This window comes from Achromobacter sp. SX5, assembly GCF_056711425.1.
Genome location: NZ_CM160041.1, coordinates 1,051,233 through 1,076,243 on the forward strand (window position 1 = coordinate 1,051,233; position 25,011 = coordinate 1,076,243).

Genomic DNA, 25,011 nt, shown 5'->3' on the forward strand with positions numbered 1-25,011 from the left:
ACCCGTTCCCGGGTTTTCGAGGTAGTTTTAAGGCATACTACGCCGCCGTGCACAGCATAGAACTCACCTATCTGCTGGGCGCCCAAGGCGCGCAACCAGCCCAGATCCGCAACGCCCTCATGGACCTGTTGTTCGCGGTGCGCGAGCACGGGTCGATCTCGGCCGCGGCCAAGGCCCTGGGCCTGTCGTACCGTCACGTCTGGGGCGAACTGAAGCGCTGGGAGCAGACGCTGGGCCGCACCCTCATCGTCTGGGACAAGGGCCAGCCCGCGCGCCTGAACGAATTCGGCGAAAAGCTGCTATGGGCCGAGCGCCAGGCGCAGGCCAGGCTGGCGCCGCAGATCAGCGCGCTGCGCGCCGAGCTGGAGCGCACCTTCGCGGTGGCCTTCGACAACGCCGCCCACGTGGTGCCGCTGTACGCCAGCCACGACGACGCGCTGGCGGCGCTGCAGGAATACGCGGTCGCGTCGGCCAAGCTGCACCTGGACGTGCGCTACGCCGGCAGCCTGGACGCGATCAGCGCGCTCAACGAGGGGCGCTGCGTGATGGCCGGCTTCCATGCCCGCCAGCAGCCGCCGCCCGGCTCGCGCAGCGAGCGGGCCTACAAGCCGCTGCTGCGGCCGGGGCTGCACAAGATCATCGGTTTCGCCCAGCGCGACCAGGGCCTGATGGTGCCGCGCGGCAATCCGCGCCGGCTGCGCGGCGTCGCGGACCTGGCGCAGCCGGGCCTGCGCTACGTGAACCGGGCGCTGGGCACGGGCACCCGGGTGCTGTTCGACGAGCTGCTCGAAGAGGCCGGAATAGACCCCCGCGCCGTCGACGGCTACCAGCGCACCGAGCCTTCGCACAAGGCGGTGGCGCATGCGGTGGCCTCGGGCAGCGCCGACGCCGGCCTGGGCATCGCCTCGGCCGCCGTGCGCGAACGGCTGGATTTCGTGCCGCTGGTGCGGGAGAACTATTTCCTGGTGTGCCTGAAGTCCACGCTGGAGCAGCCGTCCACGCTGGCCTTGATGGAAATCCTGCGCAGCGCGCAGTGGCAGGCGCTGCTGGCGGGAATGCCGGGGTATACGCCTACGGATAGCGGGCAGGTGTTGTCGCTGCGGCGGAGCCTGCCTTGGTGGGATTTCGGGGGGAAGCCGAAGCGGCGGTGATTTGGTGGGGGGGTGTGATGGGTTTCGCGCGCTCGAGATTCGGGTTCTTGCACAAGAGATTTCGCGCTGCACCCATCCTACGGCCATCGACTCGTAGGATGGGTGCAGCGCGAGATGAGCGCGCGAAACCCATCATACAACCCCGACCCGCTCCCCCGCCAATTCCGGCTGCAACCGCAGCCGCTCCGGGGCCGTATAGCAGATGAAGCGCTTGTTGATCGCCCGTCCGATCGCGCACAGCCCCAGCTGCTGGGCGATTTCATAACCCATCTGGGTGATGCCGCTGCGCGAGACCACGATGGGCACGCCCATCTGCGCGGACTTCATCACCATTTCGCTCGTCAGCCGCCCGGTGGTGTAGAACACCTTGTCGGCGCCGTCCTGGCCCTGCGCGCCCTGCAGCCACATCCAGCCGGCGATGGTGTCGATGGCGTTGTGGCGGCCGACGTCCTCGACGAACATCAGCATGTCGGCGCCGCGAAACAGCGCGCAGCCATGCACCGAGCCGGCCGATTTGTAGGTGGTCTCCTGCAGCCGGATGGCGTTGAGCAGGCCGTAGAGCTCGTCCTGGCCCAGGCGCGCCTCGGGCGCCAGGCGGATGCTGTCGATCTCTTCCATCAGGTCGCCGAACACGCTGCCCTGGCCGCAGCCGGTGGTGACCACGCGCTTTTTGGTGCGGGCCTCGATGTCGGCGATGCCGTTGCGGGTTTCGACGGCGGCCGCGTTGACCTCCCAGTCCACGGTCACGCTGACGACTTCGTCCAGCCCGCGCACCAGGCGCTGGTTGCGCAGGTAGCCCAGCACCAGCAGCTCGGGCAGGGCGCCCAGCGTCATCAGGGTGACGATTTCGCGGCGGTCCACGTAGACGGTCAGCGGCCGTTCGGCCGGGATCGACAGCGCCTCGCGCCGGCCGTGTTCATCTATCGCCCACACCTCGCGGGTCAGCGGGGCGCGGGCGGCGGTCATGCGGGGCAACGGCGCGGTCATCGGTACGGAATCAAGGCTTGGGCTTGCTGTCGGCGGCGGGCGTGGCGGTGCTGGGCGGCTGGGTGGCCGTGCCGGCGGGCGAATGCGCGCCGGAGGTCTCGCGCGGTTTTTCCTCGGGGCGCACGTAGGCGAAAGGCCCCGGGTCCTGGCAGCCGGCGGTGGCCACGGGCGGACGCGGAGTCTTGCCGGCGGCCTTGGCCTGCGCGTAATACGCGGCGGCCACGCGGTCCTGCGCCTGGCAAAGCCGGTAGGCGTCCATCTTGGCCGACCAGGCGGCCTTGGCAGCGGTCTCGTAGGCGCGGGCCTTGGCCTCGGCGCTGGGCGGAGGCAGCTTGGCGTAGGCCGCCGGCACGGCGGCCAGCGCGATCAGTATTGCAGCGAGCTTTTTCATGCGGGCTCCTGGTGGCGGGCCGTCAGACGCCGGCCGGGCGGGTGGGGCGCGTCTTGGCGCCTTTGTCCGGCGTGCGCTGCGCGGGGATCTTGCCGGCCTCGATGTCGTCGTACCAGAGCTGATGGTGCTCGCGCGCCCAGGTTTCGTCGACGTAGCCGGTCTTCATGGCCTTGAACGCGCCCTGCATGCCTATGGTGCCGAGGTAGATATGGCCCATGATCATGCAGGTCATGAGGACGACGGACACCGCATGGACCATGTGGGCGATCTGCATGTTGCCGCGCGAATAGTCCAGGTCGGGCACCACCTTGTCCAGGAACAGGCCCGACACCACCGCGATCAGACCCAGGAACAGCATGCCGCCCCAGAACATGATCTTCTCGCCGGCGTTGAAGCGGTGCGAAGGCACGTGCGTGGCGCGCAGCAGGCCGCCGCCCTTCTTGAGCCAGATTAGGTCGTAGCGGCGCGGGATGTTGTCCTTGATGAAGGTCAGCAGCACCACCACCAGCGACACCGCGAACACCGGCCCGACGAAGTTGTGGACGGTCTTCAGCACCCAGGTCATCCAGCCGTACAGCGCGCTGCCCATGATGGGCAGCAGGAAGAACTTGCCGAAGGCCATCACGATGCCGGACAGCGCCAGTATCACGAAGGCGGTGGCGTTGACCCAGTGCGCGGCGCGCTCGAAATACGTGAAGCGTTCGATGCGCCGGCCGGTGGGGGCCTCGTGCACCTTGATGCTGCCCTTGGCCAGGTAGAACAGCACGATGGCGACCAGCATGATGAGCAGCAGGCCGCCGCCGTACGGAATGATCCAGTTGTTGCGCACCTGGCGCCAGGCCTCGCCGGCGGTGGTGTAGTCCGAACCGGGGTACTGCACGAAGCGCTGGATCAGCACGCCGGCCTCGGGCGCCTGGCTGCGCGGCAGGCTGGAATAGCCGGGTTCGCCGGAATTGACCTGGCGCCACATCGGCGCGTTGTTGCCCGGCTGCACCTTGGCGCGTTCGGCGTTGGTCTGCTCGGCATAGCCCGGCAACTCGTTGGCGTCGGGCTTGACCTCGAAGATGTTGGCGCTCTGGATGTTGCCCAGGCCGCCGCCGGCGGGTGCCGCATTCTGGGCGGCCGCCGGCGCCAGTGCCGCCAGGCCTATCACCAGTGCCGCAAGTAGGGACCGTATCATGGCAAGCTCCCGATCAATGCACGCGCGGGTATTCGTTCTGGCCACGCTGCGTGCGGGTCTTCAGCTCTTGCTGCCAACTGTTCTTGTCGCCGGGCTTCCAGCCGGAAGCCACGAAATTGCTGCCCGTGCCGTCGTAGTAGGGCTTGCCGGCGTTATTGTTCTTGCCGGTCATCAGCGCCTGCGACGGCTCGCTACAGGCCGCGAGCAGCGCGACGGCGGCCAGCAGGGATATGCGCGCAATCATCATGGCTTGGCCTTTGCAGGTTGCTGCTGCTGTTGCTGCGACGGCTGGCCGGCCTGCTGCGAGCCGTAGGCGGTGCCCCAGCCCCAGACTTCGGCGCCCTTGCCGCGCTGCACCACGCGGTTGCGGAAGATGTCGGCCACCACGTCGCCGTCGCCGGCCAGCAGCGCCTTGGTCGAGCACATTTCGGCGCAGGCCGGCAGCTTGCCTTCGGCCAGGCGGTTGCGCCCGTACTTCTCGAACTCGGCCGCGCTGCCGTGTTCTTCCGGGCCGCCGGCGCAGAAGGTGCACTTGTCCATCTTGCCGCGCACGCCGAAATTGCCCTCGGAAGGGAACTGCGGCGCGCCGAAAGGACAGGCGTAGGAGCAGTAGCCGCAGCCGATACAGGTGTCCTTGTTGTGCAGCACCACGCCTTCGTCGGTGCGGTAGAAGCAGTTCACCGGGCACACCGCCATACAGGGCGCGTCGCTGCAGTGCATGCAGGCCACCGAGATCGACTTCTCGCCGGGCACGCCGTCGTTGAGCGTGACCACGCGGCGCCGGTTGACCCCCCAGGGCACTTCATGCTCGTTCTTGCAGGCGGTGACGCAGCTGTTGCACTCGATACACCGTTCCGCATCACAGACGAATTTCATACGGGCCATGGCGCTCTCCTTAAGCCTTTTCTATGTTGCAGATGGTGGTCTTGGTTTCCTGCATCATCGTCACGGAGTCGTAGCCGTAGGTGGTGCCGGTATTGACCGCCTCGCCGCGCACGATGGGCGCGGCGCCTTCCGGGTAGTGGGCCAGCATGTCCTGGCCCTGCCAGCGGCCCGAGAAGTGGAACGGCATGAAGGCGGTGTCGGGGCCCACGCGCTCGGTGACCAGGGCCTGCACGTTCAGGCGCGCGCCGGTGGGCGTGTGGACCCAGCAGCGGTCGCCGTTGCGGATGCCGCGGTCGGCGGCCGCCTTGGGGTTGAGCTCGACGAACATTTCCTGCTGCAGCTCGGCCAGCCACGGGTTGGAACGCGTTTCCTCGCCGCCGCCCTCGTATTCGACCAGGCGGCCCGAGGTGAGGATGAGCGGGAATTTCTCGTACAGCTTCTCGGCCACGTTCTTCTGCTGCAGCGAGGTGTACAGCGTGGGCAGGCGCCAGAAGGTCTTGAGGTCGGCCTGGGCCGGGTATTTCTCGACCAGGTCGGGCCGCGTGCCGTAGATGGGCTCGCGGTGCTGCGGGATGGCGTCGGGGAAGTTCCAGACCACGGCGCGCGCCTTGGCGTTGCCGAACGGATAGCAGCCGTGCACCTGCATGACCACGCGGATGATGCCGCCGGACGGGTCGGTCTTCCAGTTCTTGCCTTCGGCCGCGGTTTTTTCCTCGGCGGTGAGGTCGTCCCACCAGCCCAGCTTCTTGAGCAGCACGTGGTCGAATTCCGGATAGCCGGTGGTCAGCTCCGCGCCCTTGGAGTGCGAGCCGTCCTCGGCCAGCAGGTTCACGCCGTCGCGCTCCACGCCGAAGTTGGCGCGGAAGTTGCCGCCGCCGTTCATGACGTGCAGGCTGGTGTCGTACAGGTTGGCCGTGCCCGGGTGCTTCAGGCTGGGATTGCCCCAGCAGGGCCAGGGCAGGCCGAAGTAATCGCCGGTCAGGTCGTAGCCGGTCTCGGCGTCCTTGCCGCCCTTGGCGCGCAGCGTCTTCACGTCGAACATCTGCATGTTGCGCATGTGCGCCTTCAGGCGTTCGGGGCTCTGGCCGGTGTAGCCGATGGTCCAGCAGGTGGCGTTGATCTCGCGCAGGATGTCCTCGACCACCGGCTCGTCCATGTCCTTGACCTTCTGCATCTTGTAGTTCTTGCAGAGTTCCTTGCCGAACCCGAGTTTCTCGGCAAGCTGGTACATGATCATGTGGTCGGTGCGGCTCTCCCACAGCGGCTCGATGACTTTCTCGCGCCATTGCAGCGAGCGGTTCGAGGCGGTGCAGCTGCCGTTGGTCTCGAACTGGGTCGCCGCCGGCAGCAGGTACACGGCGCGGTTGGGGTTGAGGTCTTCCGGCTTGCCGGGCATGGCGGCCATGGCGGCGGTGGCCGACGGATAGGGATCGACCACCACCAGCAGGTCGAGCTTGTCCATGGCGCGCTTCATTTCCAGCCCGCGGGTCTGCGAGTTGGGCGCGTGGCCCCAGTAGAACACCGCGCGCAGGTTGGTTTCCTGGTCGATCAGGTCGGGGTTTTCGAGCACCCCGTCGATCCAGCGCGACACGGTGATGCCGGGCTTGGTCATCATGCCCGGCGAGGCGTAGCGGCTCTTGATCCAGTCGTAATCCACGCCCCAGGTATGGGCGAAGTGCTTCCAGGAGCCTTCGGCCAGGCCGTAGTAGCCCGGCAGCGAATCCGGGTTGGGGCCCACGTCGGTGGCGCCCTGCACGTTGTCGTGGCCGCGGAAGATGTTGGCGCCGCCGCCGGACTTGCCGACGTTGCCCAGCGCCAGCTGCACGATACAGGAGGCGCGCACCATGGCGTTGCCGATCGAGTGCTGGGTCTGGCCCATGCACCACACCAGCGTGCCGGGGCGGTTCTCGTGCATGGTCTTGGCCACCTGGTACATGGTCGCCTCGTCCACGCCGCAGGCGTCCTGGACCTTGTCGGGCGTCCATTTGGCCAGGACTTCGGCCTTGACCTTGTCCATGCCGTAGACGCGCGCATCGATGTAGGCCTGGTCTTCCCAGCCATTCTTGAAGATGTGGTACAGCAGGCCGAACAGGAAGGGGATGTCGGTGCCCGAGCGGATGCGCACGTACTGGTCGGCCTTGGCCGCGGTGCGGGTGAAGCGCGGATCGACCACGATCATCTTGCAGCCGGTTTCCTTGGCGTGCAGCATGTGCAGCATCGACACCGGGTGGGCCTCGGCCGCGTTCGAGCCGATGTACAGCGCCACCTTGGCGTTCTGCATGTCGTTGTACGAATTGGTCATGGCGCCGTAGCCCCATGTATTCGCAACGCCGGCCACGGTGGTCGAGTGGCAGATGCGCGCCTGGTGGTCGCAGTTGTTGCTGCCCCAGAAGCTGACGAACTTGCGCAGCAGGTACGACTGCTCGTTGTTGTGCTTGGAAGAGCCGATCCAGTACACCGAATCCGGGCCGCTTTCCTTGCGCAGCTGCATCAGCTTGGCGGTGATTTCCTGGTAGGCGGTGTCCCAGCTGATGCGCTGGTACTTGCCGTTGACCAGCTTCATGGGGTAGCGCAGGCGGTGCTCGCCGTGCCCGTGCTCGCGCACCGAGGCGCCCTTGGCGCAGTGCGCGCCCAGGTTGATGGGCGAATCGAACACCGGCTCCTGGCGCACCCAGACGCCGTTCTCGACCACGGCGTCGACCGCGCAGCCGACCGAACAGTGGGTACAGACGGTGCGGCGCACTTCGATCTTGGTGTTGCCGACGGCCACGCCGTTCTTGCCCTCGGCGGCCTGCGCGCGCGTGAGCAGCGTCAACTGGCCGGCGGCCAGGCCGGCGCCCACGCCCAGGCCGGAACGGCGCAGGAAGGCGCGCCGGTCCATGGTGGGCAGGGCCTGGGCCATGCCGCGGCGCAGGCTCTGGACGAATCTGGACTCGGAGCCGCCGGCGGCTCCGCTGGTTTTCTTGGTCAGCAACATGCCGGGCTCCCTATCAAACGAGGGTGGTCTTGTAGTAACGCTTGACGTGTTCGCTCAGCCTGTAGCCGCCGCCCTTCTCGGGCGCGGCCTGGGGCTGCGCGGCGGCGGGTTTGGCCTGTGCGCCGGGGAGAACGGCGACGCCGACTGCGGCGGCGCCTAGCGTCGCCGAACCCGCGAAGAATTTGCGGCGCGAACGATTGGTCGGGCTTTGCGACATGGCTCGTCTCCTGGCTTCTAGGTATGAAATTCTTTGCATAATGTACCCCGTGACCCCAGGCAGGACAACCGCCGTACGACCCGGGCCTGTTTGCGCCGCAGCATCGGCGCTTCCTATGTTGCGTGCGCGGCTAGCCCAGCATGTCGAAACCCTGGGCCTCGACGCTGGCGTAGGCCTGGCAAAAGGCGGCCGCCCGTGCATAGAAGCGCGCCGCCGGATGCGCGGCGATGGCGGCGCACATATCGTCGATCCAGGGCTGCACGTGCGCGGCGAAGAACTCGCGCTGGCGGCTCAGGTTCGACACGCCGGCGTCCTCGCCGGCGATCAGGTAGCGCATGACCTCGAACAGCACGGCGACGTGGTCCTCGGTTTCGGACACCGCCGAGCCGCGCGCCAGGCCCAGCGCCTGCAGGTCGTTGCGCAGGCCGACCAGCGGCTTTTCGTTGAGAAAGCCGGTCAGGTAATGCGAGCCGAACAGATAGACCTCGGGTTTGCCCATGCCGCCGAACAAGGCGTCGTACTCGGCCGCGATGGCGTCGTCGCCCATCGCGCGGGCCTCGGCCACCAGTTCCTGCCACGGCGCCTCCAGGAAACCGCCGGCGTCCGGCGCGTGCGTTTCGGCTTGGCGCAGCGCCTGCAGCAGTTCGGGCGGCGGGGGCGCGTAGAACAGCTGGGCCAGCAGGCCGTACAGTTCGGCGCGGGCGACTTCCTCGTCGAAATCCGACGGGGGCATGATGGCGGCGGATGCGGGAGCGGTCATAGTTGGGTGATCTTGGTTTCGTTTTCGGACGAGTACAGCTCGATGACGCGGCAGTCGCCGCACATCTTCAGGCGTTCCAGCGCCGCGCCCTGGAACATGGCGTGGCCCGCCAGCCTGCCTATCATGGTCTCGACCCCCTTGAGCGTGCCGAAGGGCTTGTTGCAGCGCACGCAATGGAAGGGCTGGGTCTCGTTGACCACCACGGCTTCCTTGCGCTGCGGGGTCAGCAGCAGGCGCGGCGTCAGCGTGATGGCCTGCTCGGGACAGGTGGTGACGCACAGCCCGCACTGCACGCAGTTCTTTTCCAGGAAGCGCAGCTGCGGCGCCTGCGGATTGTCCATCAGCGCGCTGGACGGACAGGCGCTGACGCAGCTCATGCACAGCGTGCAGCGCGCGCTGTCGACCTCCAGCCCGCCCAGCGGGGCGCCCGCGCCGGGCGCGCCGGCCGGCAGGGCGATGGCCTGCGGCAGCGGCGCGGGGGCGTGCGCGATCAGGTGGTCCAGCGCCAGGTCCAGGGTGCTGCGTTTTTCGGGCGCGAGCGCGTGGCGGGCGCGCGCGGCCGGCGCGGCGGGCTTGCCCGCGGCCAGGGCCTGCAGGCTGCGGTCCAGGTCGGCCGGTTCGGCGGCCTCGGACACGCGCAGCAGGTGCAGGTGCCGGCCTTCGTAGCCCAGGCCGTTGAGCAGGGCCTGGGCCGTTTCCATCTGCGCCTCCAGCCCGTCCAGGTATTGCGGCGCCTCTTCGCCGGTGGTCATCACGGCGATCTGGCTGGCGCCGTAGGCCACGGCCGACAGCCACAGGTCCAGGCCCAGGCTGGCGGTGTGCCACAGCGCCAGCGGAATCACGTTGGCCGGCACGCCGTGGGCCAGCCCCAGGCCGGCTGCGCGGCCCAGGCGCTCGATCATGGCCTGGCCGCGGTCCTGGCTGTGCAGCAGCACGATGGCGTCGCGTCCGCCGGCCTGCGCGTAGGTCGACAGCAGGGTGCGCAGGCGCGCGCCCTGGTCGGTGATGCGCGGATAGCTGTAGCTCATCGCGCCGGTGGGACAGACGGTGGTGCAGGCGCCGCAGCCCACGCAGAGGTTGGGATTGACCTTGACCTGCTGGTTGCGGATGTCGCTGGAGATGGCCTCGGCCGAACAGATCTGCACGCAGGCGTCGCAGCCCACGGTGGCGTTGCGGCTGTGGGCGCAGAGCTTCTGCTTGTAGTCGAAGAACTTGGGCTTTTCGAATTCGCCGACCATGTCGCGCAGCCGCAGCAGCACCGAGGGGTCGGCGCCGTCCCAGGTGAAATAGCCCTGGGGCGGGGCATGGCGCGTGAACAGGGGCTGCGTGCCCAGGTTCAGCACCAGGTCGAAGGTCTCGGCGCCGGTCTGGGGCGGGCGGTCGAAGTCGATCGCGCCCGCCACCGTACAGGCCGCCACGCAATCGCGGTGCGAGCGGCACAGGCCGGCGTCGATCTGGTAGTCCAGCCCGATCGCGCCTTCCGGACAGGAGGCCAGGCAGGCGTTGCAGCGGGTGCAGAGATCCAGGTCGATGGGGTTGTGCTGCGTCCATTGCACTTCGAACGCGCCCAGCCAGCCGTTCACCGCGTCCAGCCGGCCCGACAGGACCGGAAAGCGCCGGCCCTGCGCGCCGCCGCGTTCGCCCTGGCCCTGGGCGAATATGGTGACGTTCAGCACGTCGTCGAGCAGGGCGCCGGCCTGTTCGGCCCGGTCCAGCGGCCCGACGATCAGCAGCCGGCCCGCGCTTTTGTAGGTGACGGTCGGCACCGGATCGGGATCGGGCAGGTGCGCGGCCGCCAGCAGCGCGGCCAGCTTGGGCATGGCCTGGGCGGCGTCGCGGCTCCAGCCGCCGGTCTCGCGGATGTTGACGAACTTCACGGGCGCGACGGCGCCTTCGGTGGCCGCGCCCAGTTCGCCGAACAGGCGCTGTTCCTGGGTACAGGCCACCACCACGTCGTCGCCGCCGCGAATGGCTTGCTGGAAGGCGCCGGCCTCGCGGCGGCACAGCGTGGAATGCAGGTGCAGGTTCTCGCCCAGCGCCTGGCCGAGCGCATCGGTGGCCAGCGGCATGGTGCGGTTGCAGTCGCAGATGAGTGTCGTCATGGCTTGGTTCCTGCGGCCGGCGCCGGCACGGCGGCCGGCGCTTCGGCGGTGGGATCGGCGGCGCCGGAATCGGCGGGCAGGGCGGGCGCGGGCGCGGCTTCGGGCGCGGGGTTTTCAGTGACGGCGTCGGTCAGGGCCGAGGCGGCGCAGCGCGCTTCTTCCTCGAAAAAGCCCAGCACCCGCGAGACCGCCATCTTGCGCAGCGCGGATTGCGGCAGCGGCGCCAGCTGCGAATAGTCGTCTATGTACACGTCCAGCCCGTCCATCACGTTGTAGTGCGGATCGGCGAACAGCTTCTTCAGCGCCGCGTTCTTGACGTCGGGCGCCACGCCCTGCGTGACGAAACGGCTGAAATCGGAATCGGCGGTGAGCTTCAGCACGTCGTCCATGGTGGGCAGTTCCGGCTCGGCCGGCGCGGCCTCGGGAAGTCCGGCCGGCGGCGTCGCGGCTTCCTGCGCCGGGACGGGCGCTTCAGCGGCGGGCGCGGGTTCCTCGGGGCCGCCTTCGCGAGCCTCGATCTTGCGGCGCGACCAGCGCTGCAGAAAGCCCTGATGACGCGTTTCGCTCATGACGGATCGCCGCCGAATTTCTTGACGGTGCTCACGGAGGCAGGATTGCCGAAGCGGTCCTGCAGGGACTGGAAACTGACGGGGCGGCGGCGGCGCTTGGGCTCCGGCACGTAATGGGCGGCCACGAAGGCCTGCAGCCAGGCCACGATGGCCGGCGGCGCCGGCACCTGCTCCACGGTTTCCTGCGCGTCCAGCCAGCGCCCGGCGTCGTGGTAGCTCAGGGTGACGATTTCGGGGCGCGCCAGCGGCTCCGCGGCCACGCTGGGGCTTTCCTCCATGCGCCACAGCACGAACCAGCACGGCGCGGGCGCCGACGCGTTGAGCAGATAGCCCTCGGCGTCGTCCTTGAACAGGCGGACGGTGAAGCCGGGATGCAGCCAGCGTTCCTGGGTTTCGTCGCGGTACAGCAGGCGCGGCGCCGCGCCGAAGCCCGGCTCGTTGGCGACCACGTCTTCGAGCACCCAGCGCCAATCCTGCCAGCGGCTCATGGCGCCGGTGATGCGTTCCTTGCGCATCACCACGGCGGTCTCCAGCGTCAGGGGCAGGGAGTCGGTTTCCATGGCGCGCCCCGCCTCAGGCCCGCTTGATGGCGATGGACGAGAACCTGGAGGAATAGTCCTTGTCCATGCCGGCCACGGCGACGGCCACCTGCCGCGCCAGCGATTTGTACAGCCCGGCCACCTCGCCGTCGGGATCGAACACCACCGAGGGCCGCCCGCTGTCGGCCTGCAGCCGGATGTTGATGTCCAGCGGCAGCGCGCCCAGGTAGGCCAGATCGTAGTCGGCCGCCATTTTCTGGCCGCCGCCCGAGCCGAACACGTGCTCGACGTGGCCGCACTGGCTACAGACGTGCACCGCCATGTTCTCGACCACGCCCAGGATGGGCACGCCGACCTTCTCGAACATCTTCACGCCCTTGCGCGCGTCCAGCAGCGCGATGTCCTGCGGGGTGGTGACCACCACCGCGCCAGTGACCGGCACTTTCTGGCTCAGCGTGAGGTGGATGTCGCCGGTGCCGGGCGGCAGGTCGACGACCAGGTAATCGAGGTTCTTCCAGTTGGTCTTGCGCAGCAGCTGTTCCAGCGCCTGCACCGCCATCGGACCGCGCCAGATCATGGCTTCGTCGGGGTCGACCAGAAAGCCGATCGACATGACCTGCACGCCGTAGTTCTCCAGCGGCTCCATGGTGTCGCCGTCTTCGCTCTGGGGGCGGCCTTCGATGCCCATCATGAGGGACTGGCTGGGGCCGTAGATGTCGGCGTCCAGCAGGCCGACCCGCGCGCCCTCGGCGGCCAGCGCCAGCGTCAGGTTGACGGCCGTGGTGCTCTTGCCCACGCCGCCCTTGCCGGAGGCCACGGCGATCACGTTCTTCACGTTGGGCAGCAGCGCGACGCCGCGCTGCACCGCGTGCGCTTCGATCACGCTATGAACGTTGACCGAGACGTTCTGCACGCCGGGCACCGACTTGGCCGCGCCGATCAGTTCGCGGCGCAGCGCCGGGATCTGGCTCTTGGCCGGGTAGCCCAATTCCACGTCGAACGAGACATCGCCGTCGGCGCCGATCTCGAGGTTCTTGATCGCGCGCGACGAACCGAAGTCCTTGCGGGTATTGGGGTCCAGGCAGGCTTGCAGCGTATTGAGCAGGATATCTGAGGCAACCATCGGGCTTCTATATATATAAAGGGTGACCTGGACGACCCATCTTAGCAGAGGGCGCAGTGTGCAGCGACGCGCCGCATCCCTGCATGATGCCGCTCAAGCCAGGCAAGTCCAAGCGCCGCGGCGCGACGCTTCCCTAGGGTTTTCCCTGCACGCGCGCGGCTTCGATCAGATGGCGCGTGGAATGGGCGACGAACGGCGCGCCCCGGCGCATGCGGCGGTCCATTTCGCGCAGCCGGTCGAGGTATTTGGCCACCGAAAAATCGGGCACCCACCACACGCATTTGCGCAGGATCCAGATGACCGCGCCCACGTCGTGGAACGCCATGCGGCAACGCGCGCTGCGCAGCTCGACGATGGACAGCCCGGCCTCCCGCGCGGCGGCCGCTTCGTCCGCGGGCTCGCGCAGCGCGCGTTCGCGCGGCAGCGGCCCGAGGAAATATTCGATCAGCTCGAACGCCGAGGCCGGGCCCACGTGCTGCGCGAAATAGCGGCCGCCCGGCGCCAGCACGCGATGGATCTCGCGCCAGTCGGGACTTACCGGGTGCCGCGCGCTGACGAGGTCGAACGAGGCGTCGGCAAACGGCAGCGGCGCGCCCGCGGCCACCTGCACGACGTCGACGCCGCGCGGCGCGAGCCGCGCATGCGCCTGGCGCGCATTGGGAGGCCAGGCTTCGGTCGCGCACATGCGCGGCGGAAAGCGCGGCGCTTCGGCCAGGACTTCGCCGCCGCCCGTGTCCAGGTCGAGCGCGGAGCGCGCCTGGGCCAGGCGCTGCGCCAGCAGGCGCGCATAGCCCCAGGGCGGGCGTTCCTCGGTGGCGCGTCCGGCCAGCCAGCCGAATCCCCAGCCGGTGACGTCGGCGGCTTCGGCTTCGGCGACGAGTCGGTCAAACGGTTTCATGGCGTCGAGATTAAACCACGGCCGGGCAGGCCGTCCGCCGTCGCGCGCCGCTTACTGCAACGCAGTCGGCGCGGCCGTCTGCGTTGCCTGGGCCGGCATGCGGCCCACGCTCAGCTTGCCCGGCTGTTCGGCCGAAGGGCGCACGACGGCGGCCGTGTTGGCGCTGTTGGCGCCCAGGTTGGGCAGGTCAGATGGACGCGCGGCCACCGCCGTGAATGCGCTGCCGCCGATGGCCGGCACGCCGTCCAGCGTCAGGTTGGCGGCCCACACGCCGTCGCGGCGCGACAGCACTTCGTAGCGCTGCGGGCCGCCGGCGGCGCGCGCGACCACATACAGCGTGCCGTCGATGATGTTGATGGCCGGCGGCGAGGCCGCCGCGGCGTCCAGGCGCGCGGGTTTGCCGTCTTCGACCAGCCATAGTTTTCCGCCGGCGCGTTCCAGGATGGCGAGCACCACCTTGCCCTGCGCGTCGGCGTGGACCGCCGGACGCCCGATGTAGGGCACGCCCAGGTCGTCCGGCGCGCTCCAGTCGATGTTCAGGTCGGTGGTGTCGCCGGTTTCCAGCAGGCGGGTCAGGTGGTTGTCGCCGCGCTGGCGGAAATAGAGTTCGATGCGGTCGTCGCGGTTGCGGATGGCGGCCAGGCCGCCGGCGGCGGTGGGCGCCGGCACCGGGCGCCAGCCCTGCCATTCGGGGCGATGGCCCTGGGCGGCCGGCAGCTGGCGCGTATAGAAAAGCTTGCCCGCCGAGGTGAGGGCGAACACCACGTAGCGTCCGTCGGCGCCGCGCGCGGCGGCGGGCGCGCCGGTGGCGTCTTCCAGCATGGGAAGTTCCTGCCAGGTGCTCCAGCCGCCGTCGATGCCGGTCGGCGCGATCCAGTGCAGCCGGCCGTCGTAGCCCAGCGCCACGGCGGCCGCTTCGCCGCGCGGCGCCACCGCCGGAATCTGCGTCACGCGCACGCCGCCCAGCGCCTGCCAGCCCTGCCAGGTGCCGTCGTGGCGCTGCTTGTTGGCCCATACGCCGCCCAGCGGATCGCGCGCCATCAGGCCGGCGGTGCCGTCCGCATGGGTGAAGGAAACCAGCGGGCCGCTGGTGCGTCCGCCCAGGCTCTGCCATTTGCGATGGCCGGAGTCCCAGCGGTTGACGGCGGCGTTGGTTTCGCCGGCGGCGAACACCACCAGCCCGCCGCGCCCGTCGGGGTACAGCTGCGGCGCCATGTCCTGGCGCGACACGTAATAGGCGCGCTGCACCCAGGCCGCGGCGGGGCCGGCGGGCTCCTTGCAGCCGGTGGGGCCGGCGCAGTAGTGGTAGTCGTTCCAGGCGTAGTGCTGGAAGATCACCGACTTGCTGGCGATCTCGGCTTCGGTCAGGTTGCTGGCGCGCTCCTGGCTGGGATAGTCGATATAGCCGGTTTCGGCGTAATTGCCGGGCACGCGCACCATGGCCTCGCGCACCAGCCGCGCGCTGGCGATGTGGTCCGGGTGCCCGTGGCCGGCGCAGCGCCAGCACAGCTGCGTGTAGGGCACGGCGATGGTGTCGTCCAGGTGGCGCACGGTGGTCGGGGCGTACTGGCGGATCACGTCGGCCAGCGTGTCGATCAGCTGCTCGCGGGTGTAGACCTCGGCGTACTGGCCCAGCGTGTCCACGCTCTGGCCCGGCTCGGACTCGGTGCGGCTGAGCGGCGTCAGGCTGCCCCAGCCCTTGCCCAGCCACGGGTCCTTCAGCCGCATGTGCCAGAGCTGCACGCGCGGGTTGCCCTGCAGCGTGAAGCGCGCGAAATGGCGGCCGCCGGCGGTGCCGGCGTCTTCTTTCCACACGTCGGGCTGGTGCGCCATGTAGGCGTAGGCGGCGCGCACGCCGCGCTCGCGGCCGAGCATGTAGCCTTCGCCTTCGCCGGCGTCGCTGGCGGTCAGGTAGACCACGCGCACGCAGCCGCCGGCCTCGATGTTGGAGGCGATGTCCGGATTCATGAACAGCAGGTCGTCGTCCAGGTGGGCGACGAAGGCGAGATCCTTGATACCGTGGCACTGCGCCAGCGTGGGCGGGGCGGCGTGGGCCTGGAGGGAGAAGAGCGCGGCGAACGCGAACAATAGCGCCTGGCCTAGGGGGCGCAACAAGGCCGTCGGAACGAACATAGCGGGGCGCGGCAGAAAAGGCGTCGCACGGCAGGGGTTGAAGAGTGCGAAAAGTATAGCGGCGAGCCGCCGCGCGTTGTCGGCAAGATATAGGGCCGGATTAGGCCGCGCTCGCCAGCAGCCAGTCGCGCAGATGCGACAGCGCCTCGTCGGCGCGCCTGGCGTCCTTGCGCGTGCACAGGCAGAACGAGGCGCCGCTGGCGACGAAACCCAGCGGCGCGGCCAGGCGGGCGCGGTGCAGTTCGGATTCGACCAGCACCGCGGGCGCGATGGCCACGCCCAGGCCGGCCGCCGCGGCTTCCAGCATGTGGCCCAGGTGGTCGAACTCACGGCCGGGCAGGCGCGGGGCCAGCGCAATGCCCTGGCGCGCCGCCCAATCGCGCCACGCATCGGGCCTGGAACTGGTGTGCAGCAGCGGCGCGCCGGCCACGTCGGCCGGCGCGCGGATCTGCGCGGCATGGGCCGGGGCGCAGACCGGGCCGATGGTTTCGGCGAACAACGGGGTGACGTCCCAGTCCCGCGGCCAGTCGCGGCCGGCAAGAATCAGCGCGTCCACGCGCTGCGTGTCCAGCAGGGACGCGTCGGCGGCCGTCTGCAGCCGGATGCGGATATCCGGATACAGGGCCTCGAAGCGTTCGAGCCGCGCGATGAGCCAGTTGGACAGAAAGCTGGCGGGCGCGCCCAGCGTCAGTTCCGCCGGCTGCGTGCTACGCCGCAATTCGTCGCAGCGGCGCTCCAGCGTGTCGAATGCCTCCTGGGCGGCGCGCTGCAGGTCCAGGCCCGCCGCGGTCAGGCGCACGCCGCCGGCGCGGCGTTCGAACAGCGCGCAGCCCAGCCAGTCTTCCAGCTGGCGCACCTGCTGGCTGACGGCGCTGTGCGTCACGCACAGCTCCCTGGCCGCCAGGCTGAAACTGGCGTGGCGGGCGGCGCTGTCGAAAAAGCGCAGCGCATTGAGGGAGGGGAGTCGTCGCATGGCTGGATGTTAGCTGTACTTACATTAGTGCTAAACAAATCATTGATTCAAATAAGTTTTTATCGAAGATAGCATAAGCAAAACATCCCGATACACTGCAATACGGAAACCGCCAGCCATGCCATCCGCCATCCATCCGGCCACGCCCGACAGCCTGGGCCAGTTCGGCCCTTACGGCGGGCGCTACATGCCCGAAACGCTCATCCCCGCGCTGGACGAGCTGGAGCGCGCCTTCAGGGCGCTGCTGTCGGATAAGGGCTTCTGGCAGGACTTCCGCGGCCTGCTGGCCGACTACGTCGGCCGCCCCAGCCCGCTGTTCCTGGCGCGCGGCATCACCGGGGAACTGGGCGGCGCGCAGATCTACCTCAAGCGTGAAGACCTCAACCACACCGGCGCGCACAAGATCAACAACTGCCTGGGCCAGGCGCTGCTGGCCCGGCGCATGGGCAAGCGCCGCGTGATCGCCGAGACCGGCGCCGGGCAGCACGGCGTGGCCACCGCCACGGTCTGCGCGCAGCAGGGCCTGGACTGCGTGGTCTACATGGGGGCGCAGGACATGGCGCGCCAGTCGGTCAACGTGCGCCGCATGCGCATGCTGGGGGCCGAGGTGCGCGCCGTGACGGACGGAACCGGCACGCTGAAGGACGCGATGAACCAGGCCTTGCGCGACTGGATCGCGCATCCGGCCGACACCTATTACCTGCTGGGCACCTGCGCCGGTCCGCATCCCTATCCCTGGCTGGTGCGCGAGTTCCAGAAGGTGATAGGCATGGAGACGCGCCAGCAGATCGCCGCCAAGGCCGGACGCATGCCGGACGCGATGGTCGCCTGCGTCGGCGGCGGCTCCAACGCGATGGGGTTCTTCCACCCGTTCCTGGACCAGCCCGGCGTGCGCCTCTATGGCGTGGAGGCCGGCGGGCGCGGGCTGGCCAGCGGCGCGCACGCCGCCAGCCTCGGCGCGGGCCGGGCCGGCGTGCTGCATGGCTGCCGCAGCTACTACCTGCAGGACGGCGACGGGCAGATCCTGGACGCGCACTCCATCTCGGCCGGGCTCGACTATCCCGGCGTGGGACCGGAGCATGCGTTGCTGCACGACAGCGGGCGGGTGGCCTATGTGTCCGTGACGGACGCGCAGGCGGTGTCCGCCTTTCATTGGCTGACGCGGGCCGAAGGCATCTTGCCGGCGCTGGAAAGCGCGCACGCGCTGGCCTGGGCGCGCGAACTCGCGCCGCGCATGGGGCGCGGCGAGATCCTCGTCGTGTGCCTGAGCGGACGCGGCGACAAGGACATGGACACGGTGACGCAATTCGACGAGGCGACGACATGACACGGCTGCAACACACTTTCGCGGCGCTGCGCCGGTCGGGCCGCTGCGGCCTGGCGACCTACTTCGCGGCGGGCGACCCCGACCCCGGCGCATGCCTGGAACTGCTGTGCGGCCTGCCGGCCGCGGGCGCCGACGTGATCGAACTGGGCATGCCGTTCAGCGACCCGGTCGCCGACGGCCCCGTGCTGCAGCAGGCCAACCGCCGCGCGCTGGCGGCCGGCCAGACGCTGGCGGGCACGCTGGCGTTGCTGCGGGAATTCCGATCCGGCCACGAGGCCACGCCGGTGGTGCTGATGGGCTACCTGAATCCCATACTCCGCTACGGCGCGGCGGCCTTCGCGGCGGATGCCGCGGCCGCGGGCGTGGACGGGCTGATCGTGGTCGACCTGCCGCCGGAACACGCCGGCGAGCTGGAGCGGCACGCGCGCGCGCACGGCATCGACCTGATCCGCATGTCCGCGCCCACCACCGACGAGGAGCGGCTGGCGCGGGCGCTGCGCGAGGCCAGCGGCTTCGTCTATCACGTCATGCTGGCCGGCACCACGGGCGCGTCGCTGCCCGACGAGCGCCGCATCGCGCAGGACCTGGCGCGGGTGCGCGCGCATACGCGGCTGCCGGTGGCCGCCGGCTTCGGCGTGCGCTCCCCGGAAGACGCGCGGCGCATCGGCCGCCACGCGGACCTGGTGGCGGTGGGCTCGCGGCTGGCCGAGGTGCTGGCGCAAGGCGGCGTGAAGGCCGCGCTGGAAGAAGTGCGCGGGCTGGCGGCCGCGCTGCGCCGGCCCGCGGCTCAGGCGTAGCGTTCGAGCCGGAAGGGGCGGATGTCCACCGGCGTGGGCGCGCCCCGGATGAGGGCGGCCACGGTTTCGCCCACGGCCGGGCCGATGCCGAAGCCGTGGCCGGAGAATCCCGAGGCCAGGTAGAGGCCGGGCGCCTGCGCCAACGGCGCGATGACGGGCATCGCGTCCGGCGTCACGTCGATATAGCCGCCCCAGGATTGCGCGATGCGGGCCTGGCGGAAGGCCGGGAATGCGTGCAGCAGGCGCGTCCAGGCCTGGTCTATGCCGCGCGCGTAGGGCGCGGGGTCGAGCACGCGGCAGCGTTCGTACGGCGTCGGGCGGTCGGCCGGGAAGCGGCGCGGCGTGGCCAGTTCCTCGAAAAAGCGTTTGCCGAAGCGCACGCGCACCAGCGCGTTGTTCTCGATCCAGGCGCGCATGAACTTGCCCATCAGGCGGAAGCTGTCGGGCACGATCTCGGCCAGCGAGGCGGAGAACTGCGACACGGTATAGCCGCCGTCGGCGCGCTTGCGGCAGGTGAAGTCCTTGCCGTTGACGGCCAGCGCCATGCCGGCGTCGAAGGGCTCGGTGCGCAGCACCGAGCCGCGCACCTTGAGCTGCGGGAATTCCACGCCCAGGTTGCCGCAGAACAGCCGCGACCAGCCGCCGGCGGCCACCAGCACGGCCTGCGCGCGCAGCGCGCCGCGCTCGGTGACGACGGTGTCGACGCGGCCGGCGCTGGTCTCCAGGCCGCGCACGGCGCAGTGTTCGAAGATCTGCGCGCCGGCCTGGCGCGCCAGCGACGCGACGCCGAGGGTCGCGAGCTGCGGTTCGGCCACGCCGTCGGCCGCGCTGTACAGCGCCCCGGTCCAGGGGCGTTCGGTGCGCGGCAGCAGGCGCAGCGCCGCCTCGCGTCCCAGCATCTCGGCGCGCACGCCGTGGGCGCGGGCCTCGCGCAGCCAGGTCTCGTGGCCGGCGGCGTCGGCCTCGTTTTCCTGCAGGTAGACCAGGCCGTTGCGGCGGTAGCCGACGTCGACCTGGGCCTGGATCTCGCTCCACAACTGGTTGGCGCGCAGCGCCAGCGGCACTTCGGGCTGGTCGCGGCCCAGGGTGCGCACCCAGCCCCAGTTGCGCGAGGACTGTTCGCAGCCCAGCGTGCCTTTTTCGAACAGGGCGGTGCGCACGCCGGCGCGCGCCAGCGCGAGCGCGGTGCTCGCGCCGATGATGCCGCCGCCGATGATCGCCACGTCCACGGTGGCGGGAAACTGCGTTTGAGTGTTCATGACGATAAGTGCGTGTCGGCCGGACGGCGGTGTTCAGGCGGGAAAGCCCAGCGCGTCGCGCAGGCGGTACCAGTTGATGGCCAGCGTAGCGCCGAACTGCCGGGCCGGATAGCCGGGCATGCGGGAAATCGGCGTGACCGGGAAATCGAGCCTTTCCGCCGGCACGCCGCGGATCGCGTCGCGCAGCACGCGCCCCAGGGCCGTGCCCATGGCCACGCCGCGCCCGCAATAGCCGTAGGCGGTCCAGACGCCAGGCGCCAATCGATGCAGGCGCGGCAGGTCGTCCAGCGTCATGCCTACCCGGCAGGCCCAGCCGTAACGCCAGGCGGCGTCGGCCAGTTCGGGAAAGCGCGCCACCGCCGCGCGCCGCAACTGCTCGCGCGTGGACGGATCGAGCTGTTCGCTGGAATGTCCGCGCCCGCCGATCACGAAGCGGCCTTCGGGGTCGATGCGGCAGTAGTAGGTGATCTTGCGGGTTTCGGAAATGCCGGCGCGCAGCGGCATCAGGCGCGCCTGCAGCGCGGGGGGCAGGGGCTCGGTGGCGATCTGGGCGCTGGCCACGTTGACGTAGGACTGCGCCACCGCGGGCCACAGCCGGTCGGTGTAGGCGTCGGTGGCCAGCACCACGTGGCGCGCCTGCACGGCATGGCCGTTGACGCTGAGCGTGGCGCCGCCGCCGTCGCGCGGGGCGATGGCGGCCACCGGCGAGCGCTCGTACAGCGTGGCGCCGGCCTGCGTGGCCGCGCGCGCCAGGCCGCGCGCCAGGGCCAGCGGCTGCACCGCGCCGGCACGTTTCTCGCGCAGCCCGGCAGGCCAGAACGACGAACCGGTGGCGGCCCGCATGGCCTCGGCGTCCAGGTATTCCACGTCGCCGCCGTGCGCGTTCAGTTCCTGCGCGCGCCGTTGCAGATAATCGGCGGACGCGGCCGAGAAGGCGCCCTGTATCCAGCCGTTGCGGGTGGGGGCGCAATCGATGCGCAGGCGTTCCACCAGCTCGAACAGGTAGTCCGCGTTGCCGTAGGCGAAGCGCGTCATGCGCGCGGCCGTCTCGGCGCCGAAGCGGCGCGCAAGCGCGGCGGGGCCGGGCTTGAAGCCGGGCACCACCTGGCCGCCGTTGCGGCCGGAGGCGCGGTGGGCGACTTCATGGGTCTCGAACAGCGCCACGCGCAGGCCGGCCTCGGCCAGGTGCAGCGCGGCCGACAGGCCGGTGAAACCGCCGCCGACCACGGCGGCCTCGATCTCCAGCGGCGCGGCAAGCGCCGGCGCGGCCGCGCGCGCAGGCGCGGTCGCGGCCCACAGCGTGGCTGCGGGCGTAAACACAGGGTTGTTCATGGCGGGGCGTTATTGGGCGTGCGTGACGCGCTTGAGGAAATCGCGCATGCGTTCGTTGCGGGGAGAGGTAAGCACTTCGCGCGACGGCCCCTGTTCGGCGATGCGGCCGCCTTCCAGGAACAGCACGCGGTCGGACACGTTGCGGGCGAAGTCCATTTCGTGCGTGACGGTCACCATCGTCATGCCTTTCTCGGCCAGCGTGCGCATCACCGACAGCACCTCGCCCACCAGTTCGGGATCGAGCGCGGAGGTGGGCTCGTCGAACAGGATGGCCTCGGGCTCCATGGCCAGCGCGCGGGCGATGGCCACGCGCTGCTGCTGCCCGCCGGAAAGCTGCTGCGGATAGTGGTTCATTTTCTCGGCCAGGCCCACCGAGGCCAGGATTTCGCGGGCGCGCTCGGTGGCCGACGCCACGCTTTCGCCCTTGACGTGCACCGGGCCTTCGATGACGTTTTCCAGCGCGCTGCGGTGCGGGAACAGATTGAAGCGCTGGAACACCATGGCCACGCGCTGGCGGATCGCCTGGATCTCCTTGCTGCTCGCGTCCACGGTCACGCCGTCCACCGTGATGCGTCCGCCGTCGTAGCGTTCGAGCCCGTTGATGCAGCGCAGCAGCGTGGACTTGCCCGAGCCGGACGGCCCGATCAGGCAGACCACTTCGCCCGGCCGCACTTCGGCGTCTATGCCATCGAGCACGCGGTGCGCGCCGAACGACTTGCTGAGGTTTTCGATCTTGATCATTGGCGGCGTCCCAGGCGGCGTTCAAGTTTGCCGATGCAATACATCATGGGCAGGCTCATGGCCAGGTACATCAGGGCGACCAGCGTGTAGATGGTGGCGCTCTTGAAGGTGGACGAGGCGATCAGCTTGCTCTGCATGGACAGTTCGACCACGGTGATCACCGCGGTCTGCGACGAGTCCTTGAGCATCATGACCACGTTGTTGCCGTAGGGCGGCAGGGCCACCTTGAAGGCCTGCGGCAGCACCACGCGGCGCATCAGCTTGGCGCGCGACATGCCCAGCGACTGGGCGGCCTCGAACTGGCCGGGATCGACCGCATCGATGCCCGAGCGGAACACCTCCGACATATACGAGGAATACGCCACGCCCAGTCCCAGCGCGCCGGCCTGGAAGGCCGTCAGGCCGACGCCGATCTCGGGCAGCACGAAGTACATGTAGAACAGCACGACGATGATGGGCACGCCGCGGATGATGTTGGTCAGGATGCGGCTGGCGTGCGAGAGCGGCGCGATGCCGCTGACCCGCAGCAGCGCCCAGAACAGCCCGAGCACGGTGGCGATCACCAGGGCCGCGGCGGTGATGGAGACGGTGGTCAGCACCCCCTGCATCAGCACAGGGAAGAACTCCGAGGCGTCACTGAAAAAAGACTGGAACATCTTGCTTATCCGTTAGGGCGCGCCGGCGCGCGGCGCGCGGATCCATGGCGCTCAGCGCGAAACGCCCCATTTCTTCATGATGGCGGCGATGGTGCCGCCCTGGCGCAGCGCGTCGATGGCGGCGTCGAGCTGGCGGGCGCGTTCGGCGTCGCCCTTGCGCACGGCCAGCGCGATGTTGGTCGGCATGGACGGCTGGTAGCTTTCGACGTAGCGCACGTTGCGCACGCCCTGGGTGCGCACCTGGTACGAAATCACCGGGCCGTCGCCGAAGGCGGCGTCCAGCCGTCCCAGCGCCACGTCGCGCACCAGGTCGGACATGGTTTCGTACATCTTCACTTCCTTCAGGCCGGGCGCGGACTTCAGCGGCTCCACGTACAGCGTGCCGATCTGGACCCCGACGGTCTTGCCCTTGAGGTCGGCGATGCTCTTGTAGTCGGTCTGGTCCTTGGCGGGCACGATCAGCGCCTCGCCGTACTCCACCACCAGCTGGGTGAAGTCCACCACCTCGGCGCGCTGCGGCGTCTTGGCGAAGGCCGAGGCGATGATGTCGATCTTGCCGGTCTGCAGCGCCGGCACCAGCGAGGCGAACGGAATCGGCGTGACTTCGACCGCGAAGCCTGCCTGCTTGCCCACGGCGTTGGCGATGTCGATCATCACGCCCTGCAGGGTGTTGGTCTTCGGGTCCAGGAAGTTGAACGGCACCGCGGTCGGCGTGGAGCCGACCTTCACGGTCTGGGCGTGCGCGCCCGACAGCGCGGCGGCGCACAGCGCCGCAGCCAACAACGATTTCACGGTTTTATGCAGCATCGGAATCCCCTGGGAGGCCAGAATCGCGCGCCTGGATGGCTGGCGGACGTGCAATTTCGTCCCGCCCTGGCGTGCATTATCGTATCGAATAGCGATATGCTTATATCGCAGGTAGATTTTATAATCTGGCCCAGGAAAACCTGTCAACAAGCAGGCTTGTCTCCTAAGTGCTTTTTTAATTAGGGGTTTTCCCGAAATGCATGTTTGCGATTACGCAGGCATATCCCGAAGAATCACGTACTTTTTCTTGCATTCATTTCCATTGGAATGCAATCTGTGCGTATCGAATAAGAATGCGGGGCGGCCAGCCCCGCCCGACCGACCATGAACCCGGAATCCTCCACCCTGTACGTCCAGTCGCTTGCGACCGGCATCGCCGTGCTCGACGCCTTCACCGCCGAGCGCGCCTCCATGAGCCTGCCGGAGATCGCCGCGGCCGCCGGCATCACGCGCAGCGCCGCCCAGCGTTTCGCCTTCACGCTGGAGGCGCTGGGCCTGCTCAACAAGGACCCGGTCAGCAAGCGCTACTCGCTGTCCTCGCGCACGCTGGACAGCGGCTGCCGCTACCTGGAGTCGCACGCGCTGCTGGACCGCGCCAATCCCTTCCTGCTCGAGCTCAACCGCAACGCCGGCGAAACCGTCAACCTGGCCGAGCCGGCGGGGCAGGACATGATCTACATCGGCCGTTTTCCCAGCCCCTTGCGGCTGCTGGTGCACATGCCGGTGGGCCGGCGCATTCCCATGTACTGCTCGTCCACCGGGCGCGTTTACCTGGCCGGCCTGAGCGACGACGAGGCCTACGAGGCGCTGGCGGCCAGCGACCGCGTGAAGTACACCGCCAACACGCTGACCGACGTGGATGCGCTGATGGCGCAGGTGCGCGAAGCGCGCGAGCAGGGCTACGCCTATTGCAAGGAGGAGTACTACCGCGGCGACCTGGCGCTGGCCGTGCCGGTCCACGACCTGAACGGGCGCGTGGTGGCCGGCCTGCAGCTTTCGGTGTCCGCGGCCAAGTGGACGGTCAAGCGCGCGCTGTCGCGCTTCATTCCGATGATGCAGGAAACCGCCCGCCAGATTTCCACCTCGCCGCCCACGCCGCGCCCGCTGGCGCCGTACGGCGGCGGCGCGGCCCGCGATCTGCACGCCCAGCCCCCCGGCCGCACGCGCGATTGAATCGCCAGGGCAGCTGGCGTATAAAGCGTAGCGA

At 69.3% G+C, this 25,011-nt stretch carries 24 protein-coding genes; 4 read left to right on the top strand and 20 right to left on the bottom strand.

Annotation, left to right across the window (positions count from 1 at the left end; genetic code table 11):
* Positions 1–47: 47 nt before the first annotated feature.
* Complete coding sequence (locus tag AC1M14_RS04790) at positions 48–1,151, top strand: substrate-binding domain-containing protein (RefSeq protein WP_479731119.1); 1,104 nt, start codon at positions 48–50, stop codon at positions 1,149–1,151.
* Positions 1,152–1,283: 132 nt separating this feature from the next.
* On the opposite strand, the gene AC1M14_RS04795 is transcribed toward AC1M14_RS04790, so the two are convergent.
* The 15 genes from AC1M14_RS04795 to AC1M14_RS04865 all read right to left on the bottom strand — a co-directional run bounded on the left by AC1M14_RS04795 (position 1,284) and on the right by AC1M14_RS04865 (position 16,885).
* Positions 1,284–2,117 (bottom strand): formate dehydrogenase accessory sulfurtransferase FdhD, encoded by an 834-nt coding sequence (locus AC1M14_RS04795; protein ID WP_479731121.1) that lies wholly within the window; start codon positions 2,115–2,117, stop codon positions 1,284–1,286.
* A gap of 31 nt (positions 2,118–2,148) precedes the next feature.
* Positions 2,149–2,529 carry a hypothetical protein gene (locus AC1M14_RS04800; protein WP_479731122.1) on the bottom strand — a complete coding sequence of 127 codons (381 nt, stop codon included), beginning with the start codon at positions 2,527–2,529 and terminating at the stop codon, positions 2,149–2,151.
* A gap of 22 nt (positions 2,530–2,551) precedes the next feature.
* Positions 2,552–3,709, bottom strand: coding sequence for a formate dehydrogenase subunit gamma (locus AC1M14_RS04805; RefSeq protein ID WP_102773879.1), 1,158 nt, complete (start codon positions 3,707–3,709; stop codon positions 2,552–2,554).
* A 13-nt stretch (positions 3,710–3,722) separates the two neighbouring features.
* Complete coding sequence (locus AC1M14_RS04810; protein WP_479731782.1) at positions 3,723–3,953, bottom strand: hypothetical protein; 231 nt, start codon at positions 3,951–3,953, stop codon at positions 3,723–3,725.
* Positions 3,953–4,594 (bottom strand): formate dehydrogenase FDH3 subunit beta, encoded by a 642-nt coding sequence (gene fdh3B, locus AC1M14_RS04815; RefSeq protein WP_102773878.1) that lies wholly within the window; start codon positions 4,592–4,594, stop codon positions 3,953–3,955. Before fdh3B ends, AC1M14_RS04810 begins: the two co-directional genes overlap by 1 nt.
* Before the next feature lie 10 nt (positions 4,595–4,604).
* A complete protein-coding gene (locus AC1M14_RS04820; protein ID WP_479731123.1) occupies positions 4,605–7,571 on the bottom strand; it encodes a formate dehydrogenase subunit alpha in 2,967 nt (988 codons plus the stop codon).
* A 13-nt stretch (positions 7,572–7,584) separates the two neighbouring features.
* Positions 7,585–7,788 carry a formate dehydrogenase gene (locus AC1M14_RS04825; protein WP_102773876.1) on the bottom strand — a complete coding sequence of 68 codons (204 nt, stop codon included), beginning with the start codon at positions 7,786–7,788 and terminating at the stop codon, positions 7,585–7,587.
* Positions 7,789–7,918: 130 nt separating this feature from the next.
* Entirely contained in the window at positions 7,919–8,548 is a 630-nt protein-coding gene (locus tag AC1M14_RS04830) for a TorD/DmsD family molecular chaperone (protein WP_479731124.1), read from the bottom strand.
* Positions 8,545–10,650: a 4Fe-4S dicluster domain-containing protein gene (locus AC1M14_RS04835; RefSeq protein ID WP_479731125.1), complete on the bottom strand. Its 2,106-nt coding sequence runs from the start codon at positions 10,648–10,650 to the stop codon at positions 8,545–8,547. The genes AC1M14_RS04830 and AC1M14_RS04835 overlap by 4 nt, the downstream gene beginning before the upstream one ends.
* Positions 10,647–11,219, bottom strand: coding sequence for a DUF3306 domain-containing protein (locus AC1M14_RS04840; protein ID WP_479731126.1), 573 nt, complete (start codon positions 11,217–11,219; stop codon positions 10,647–10,649). Before AC1M14_RS04840 ends, AC1M14_RS04835 begins: the two co-directional genes overlap by 4 nt.
* The gene (locus AC1M14_RS04845) at positions 11,216–11,779 is read right to left on the bottom strand and encodes a DUF3305 domain-containing protein (RefSeq protein ID WP_111825765.1); all 564 of its coding nucleotides are present in this window, start codon (positions 11,777–11,779) and stop codon (positions 11,216–11,218) included. Before AC1M14_RS04845 ends, AC1M14_RS04840 begins: the two co-directional genes overlap by 4 nt.
* Positions 11,780–11,792: 13 nt before the next feature.
* Positions 11,793–12,881 carry an iron-sulfur cluster carrier protein ApbC gene (gene apbC / locus AC1M14_RS04850; protein WP_479731127.1) on the bottom strand — a complete coding sequence of 363 codons (1,089 nt, stop codon included), beginning with the start codon at positions 12,879–12,881 and terminating at the stop codon, positions 11,793–11,795.
* Positions 12,882–13,014: 133 nt separating this feature from the next.
* Positions 13,015–13,779, bottom strand: a complete 765-nt coding sequence (locus AC1M14_RS04855) for a class I SAM-dependent methyltransferase (protein WP_479731128.1) — start codon at positions 13,777–13,779, stop codon at positions 13,015–13,017.
* Positions 13,780–13,830: 51 nt separating this feature from the next.
* Positions 13,831–15,912, bottom strand: coding sequence for a DUF8189 domain-containing protein (locus AC1M14_RS04860; protein WP_111825762.1), 2,082 nt, complete (start codon positions 15,910–15,912; stop codon positions 13,831–13,833).
* A 100-nt stretch (positions 15,913–16,012) separates the two neighbouring features.
* Positions 16,013–16,885: a LysR substrate-binding domain-containing protein gene (locus AC1M14_RS04865; RefSeq protein ID WP_479731129.1), complete on the bottom strand. Its 873-nt coding sequence runs from the start codon at positions 16,883–16,885 to the stop codon at positions 16,013–16,015.
* A 118-nt stretch (positions 16,886–17,003) separates the two neighbouring features.
* Between AC1M14_RS04865 and trpB the strand changes: the two genes are divergently transcribed.
* On the top strand, positions 17,004–18,212 hold the full coding sequence (gene trpB, locus AC1M14_RS04870) for a tryptophan synthase subunit beta (RefSeq protein WP_102773867.1): 1,209 nt from the start codon (positions 17,004–17,006) through the stop codon (positions 18,210–18,212).
* Positions 18,209–19,009 carry a tryptophan synthase subunit alpha gene (gene trpA, locus AC1M14_RS04875; RefSeq protein WP_479731130.1) on the top strand — a complete coding sequence of 267 codons (801 nt, stop codon included), beginning with the start codon at positions 18,209–18,211 and terminating at the stop codon, positions 19,007–19,009. The genes trpB and trpA overlap by 4 nt, the downstream gene beginning before the upstream one ends.
* Here trpA and AC1M14_RS04880 read toward each other — a convergent pair.
* Genes AC1M14_RS04880 through AC1M14_RS04900 form a run of 5 tightly spaced genes read right to left on the bottom strand, consistent with a single transcriptional unit; the run spans position 19,000 to position 23,804 of the window.
* Positions 19,000–20,268, bottom strand: a complete 1,269-nt coding sequence (locus AC1M14_RS04880) for an NAD(P)/FAD-dependent oxidoreductase (protein WP_479731131.1) — start codon at positions 20,266–20,268, stop codon at positions 19,000–19,002. The two genes, trpA and AC1M14_RS04880, sit on opposite strands and share 10 nt — an antisense overlap.
* Before the next feature lie 33 nt (positions 20,269–20,301).
* Positions 20,302–21,588: an NAD(P)/FAD-dependent oxidoreductase gene (locus AC1M14_RS04885; RefSeq protein WP_479731132.1), complete on the bottom strand. Its 1,287-nt coding sequence runs from the start codon at positions 21,586–21,588 to the stop codon at positions 20,302–20,304.
* Positions 21,589–21,609: 21 nt separating this feature from the next.
* Entirely contained in the window at positions 21,610–22,341 is a 732-nt protein-coding gene (locus AC1M14_RS04890; protein ID WP_479731133.1) for an amino acid ABC transporter ATP-binding protein, read from the bottom strand.
* Complete coding sequence (locus AC1M14_RS04895) at positions 22,338–22,997, bottom strand: amino acid ABC transporter permease (protein WP_102773862.1); 660 nt, start codon at positions 22,995–22,997, stop codon at positions 22,338–22,340. The genes AC1M14_RS04890 and AC1M14_RS04895 overlap by 4 nt, the downstream gene beginning before the upstream one ends.
* A 51-nt stretch (positions 22,998–23,048) precedes the next feature.
* Positions 23,049–23,804 (bottom strand): substrate-binding periplasmic protein, encoded by a 756-nt coding sequence (locus AC1M14_RS04900; RefSeq protein WP_479731134.1) that lies wholly within the window; start codon positions 23,802–23,804, stop codon positions 23,049–23,051.
* Between the two features lie 324 nt (positions 23,805–24,128).
* On the opposite strand from AC1M14_RS04900, the gene AC1M14_RS04905 reads away from it, so the two are divergent.
* Complete coding sequence (locus tag AC1M14_RS04905; RefSeq protein ID WP_111825755.1) at positions 24,129–24,977, top strand: IclR family transcriptional regulator; 849 nt, start codon at positions 24,129–24,131, stop codon at positions 24,975–24,977.
* Positions 24,978–25,011: the final 34 nt, after the last annotated feature.

What these genes read in the sequence shown, in the direction of transcription:
- AC1M14_RS04795 (WP_479731121.1), bottom strand. Translation starts at nt 2,117, where the DNA reads ATGACCGCCGCCCGCGCCCCGCTGACCCGCGAGGTGTGGGCGATAGAT.
- AC1M14_RS04800 (WP_479731122.1), bottom strand. Translation starts at nt 2,529, where the DNA reads ATGAAAAAGCTCGCTGCAATACTGATCGCGCTGGCCGCCGTGCCGGCG.
- AC1M14_RS04805 (WP_102773879.1), bottom strand. Translation starts at nt 3,709, where the DNA reads ATGATACGGTCCCTACTTGCGGCACTGGTGATAGGCCTGGCGGCACTG.
- AC1M14_RS04810 (WP_479731782.1), bottom strand. Translation starts at nt 3,953, where the DNA reads ATGATTGCGCGCATATCCCTGCTGGCCGCCGTCGCGCTGCTCGCGGCC.
- fdh3B (WP_102773878.1), bottom strand. Translation starts at nt 4,594, where the DNA reads ATGGCCCGTATGAAATTCGTCTGTGATGCGGAACGGTGTATCGAGTGC.
- AC1M14_RS04820 (WP_479731123.1), bottom strand. Translation starts at nt 7,571, where the DNA reads ATGTTGCTGACCAAGAAAACCAGCGGAGCCGCCGGCGGCTCCGAGTCC.
- AC1M14_RS04825 (WP_102773876.1), bottom strand. Translation starts at nt 7,788, where the DNA reads ATGTCGCAAAGCCCGACCAATCGTTCGCGCCGCAAATTCTTCGCGGGT.
- AC1M14_RS04830 (WP_479731124.1), bottom strand. Translation starts at nt 8,548, where the DNA reads ATGACCGCTCCCGCATCCGCCGCCATCATGCCCCCGTCGGATTTCGAC.
- AC1M14_RS04835 (WP_479731125.1), bottom strand. Translation starts at nt 10,650, where the DNA reads ATGACGACACTCATCTGCGACTGCAACCGCACCATGCCGCTGGCCACC.
- AC1M14_RS04840 (WP_479731126.1), bottom strand. Translation starts at nt 11,219, where the DNA reads ATGAGCGAAACGCGTCATCAGGGCTTTCTGCAGCGCTGGTCGCGCCGC.
- AC1M14_RS04845 (WP_111825765.1), bottom strand. Translation starts at nt 11,779, where the DNA reads ATGGAAACCGACTCCCTGCCCCTGACGCTGGAGACCGCCGTGGTGATG.
- apbC (WP_479731127.1), bottom strand. Translation starts at nt 12,881, where the DNA reads ATGGTTGCCTCAGATATCCTGCTCAATACGCTGCAAGCCTGCCTGGAC.
- AC1M14_RS04855 (WP_479731128.1), bottom strand. Translation starts at nt 13,779, where the DNA reads ATGAAACCGTTTGACCGACTCGTCGCCGAAGCCGAAGCCGCCGACGTC.
- AC1M14_RS04860 (WP_111825762.1), bottom strand. Translation starts at nt 15,912, where the DNA reads ATGTTCGTTCCGACGGCCTTGTTGCGCCCCCTAGGCCAGGCGCTATTG.
- AC1M14_RS04865 (WP_479731129.1), bottom strand. Translation starts at nt 16,885, where the DNA reads ATGCGACGACTCCCCTCCCTCAATGCGCTGCGCTTTTTCGACAGCGCC.
- trpB (WP_102773867.1), top strand. Translation starts at nt 17,004, where the DNA reads ATGCCATCCGCCATCCATCCGGCCACGCCCGACAGCCTGGGCCAGTTC.
- trpA (WP_479731130.1), top strand. Translation starts at nt 18,209, where the DNA reads ATGACACGGCTGCAACACACTTTCGCGGCGCTGCGCCGGTCGGGCCGC.
- AC1M14_RS04880 (WP_479731131.1), bottom strand. Translation starts at nt 20,268, where the DNA reads ATGAACACTCAAACGCAGTTTCCCGCCACCGTGGACGTGGCGATCATC.
- AC1M14_RS04890 (WP_479731133.1), bottom strand. Translation starts at nt 22,341, where the DNA reads ATGATCAAGATCGAAAACCTCAGCAAGTCGTTCGGCGCGCACCGCGTG.
- AC1M14_RS04895 (WP_102773862.1), bottom strand. Translation starts at nt 22,997, where the DNA reads ATGTTCCAGTCTTTTTTCAGTGACGCCTCGGAGTTCTTCCCTGTGCTG.
- AC1M14_RS04900 (WP_479731134.1), bottom strand. Translation starts at nt 23,804, where the DNA reads ATGCTGCATAAAACCGTGAAATCGTTGTTGGCTGCGGCGCTGTGCGCC.
- AC1M14_RS04905 (WP_111825755.1), top strand. Translation starts at nt 24,129, where the DNA reads ATGAACCCGGAATCCTCCACCCTGTACGTCCAGTCGCTTGCGACCGGC.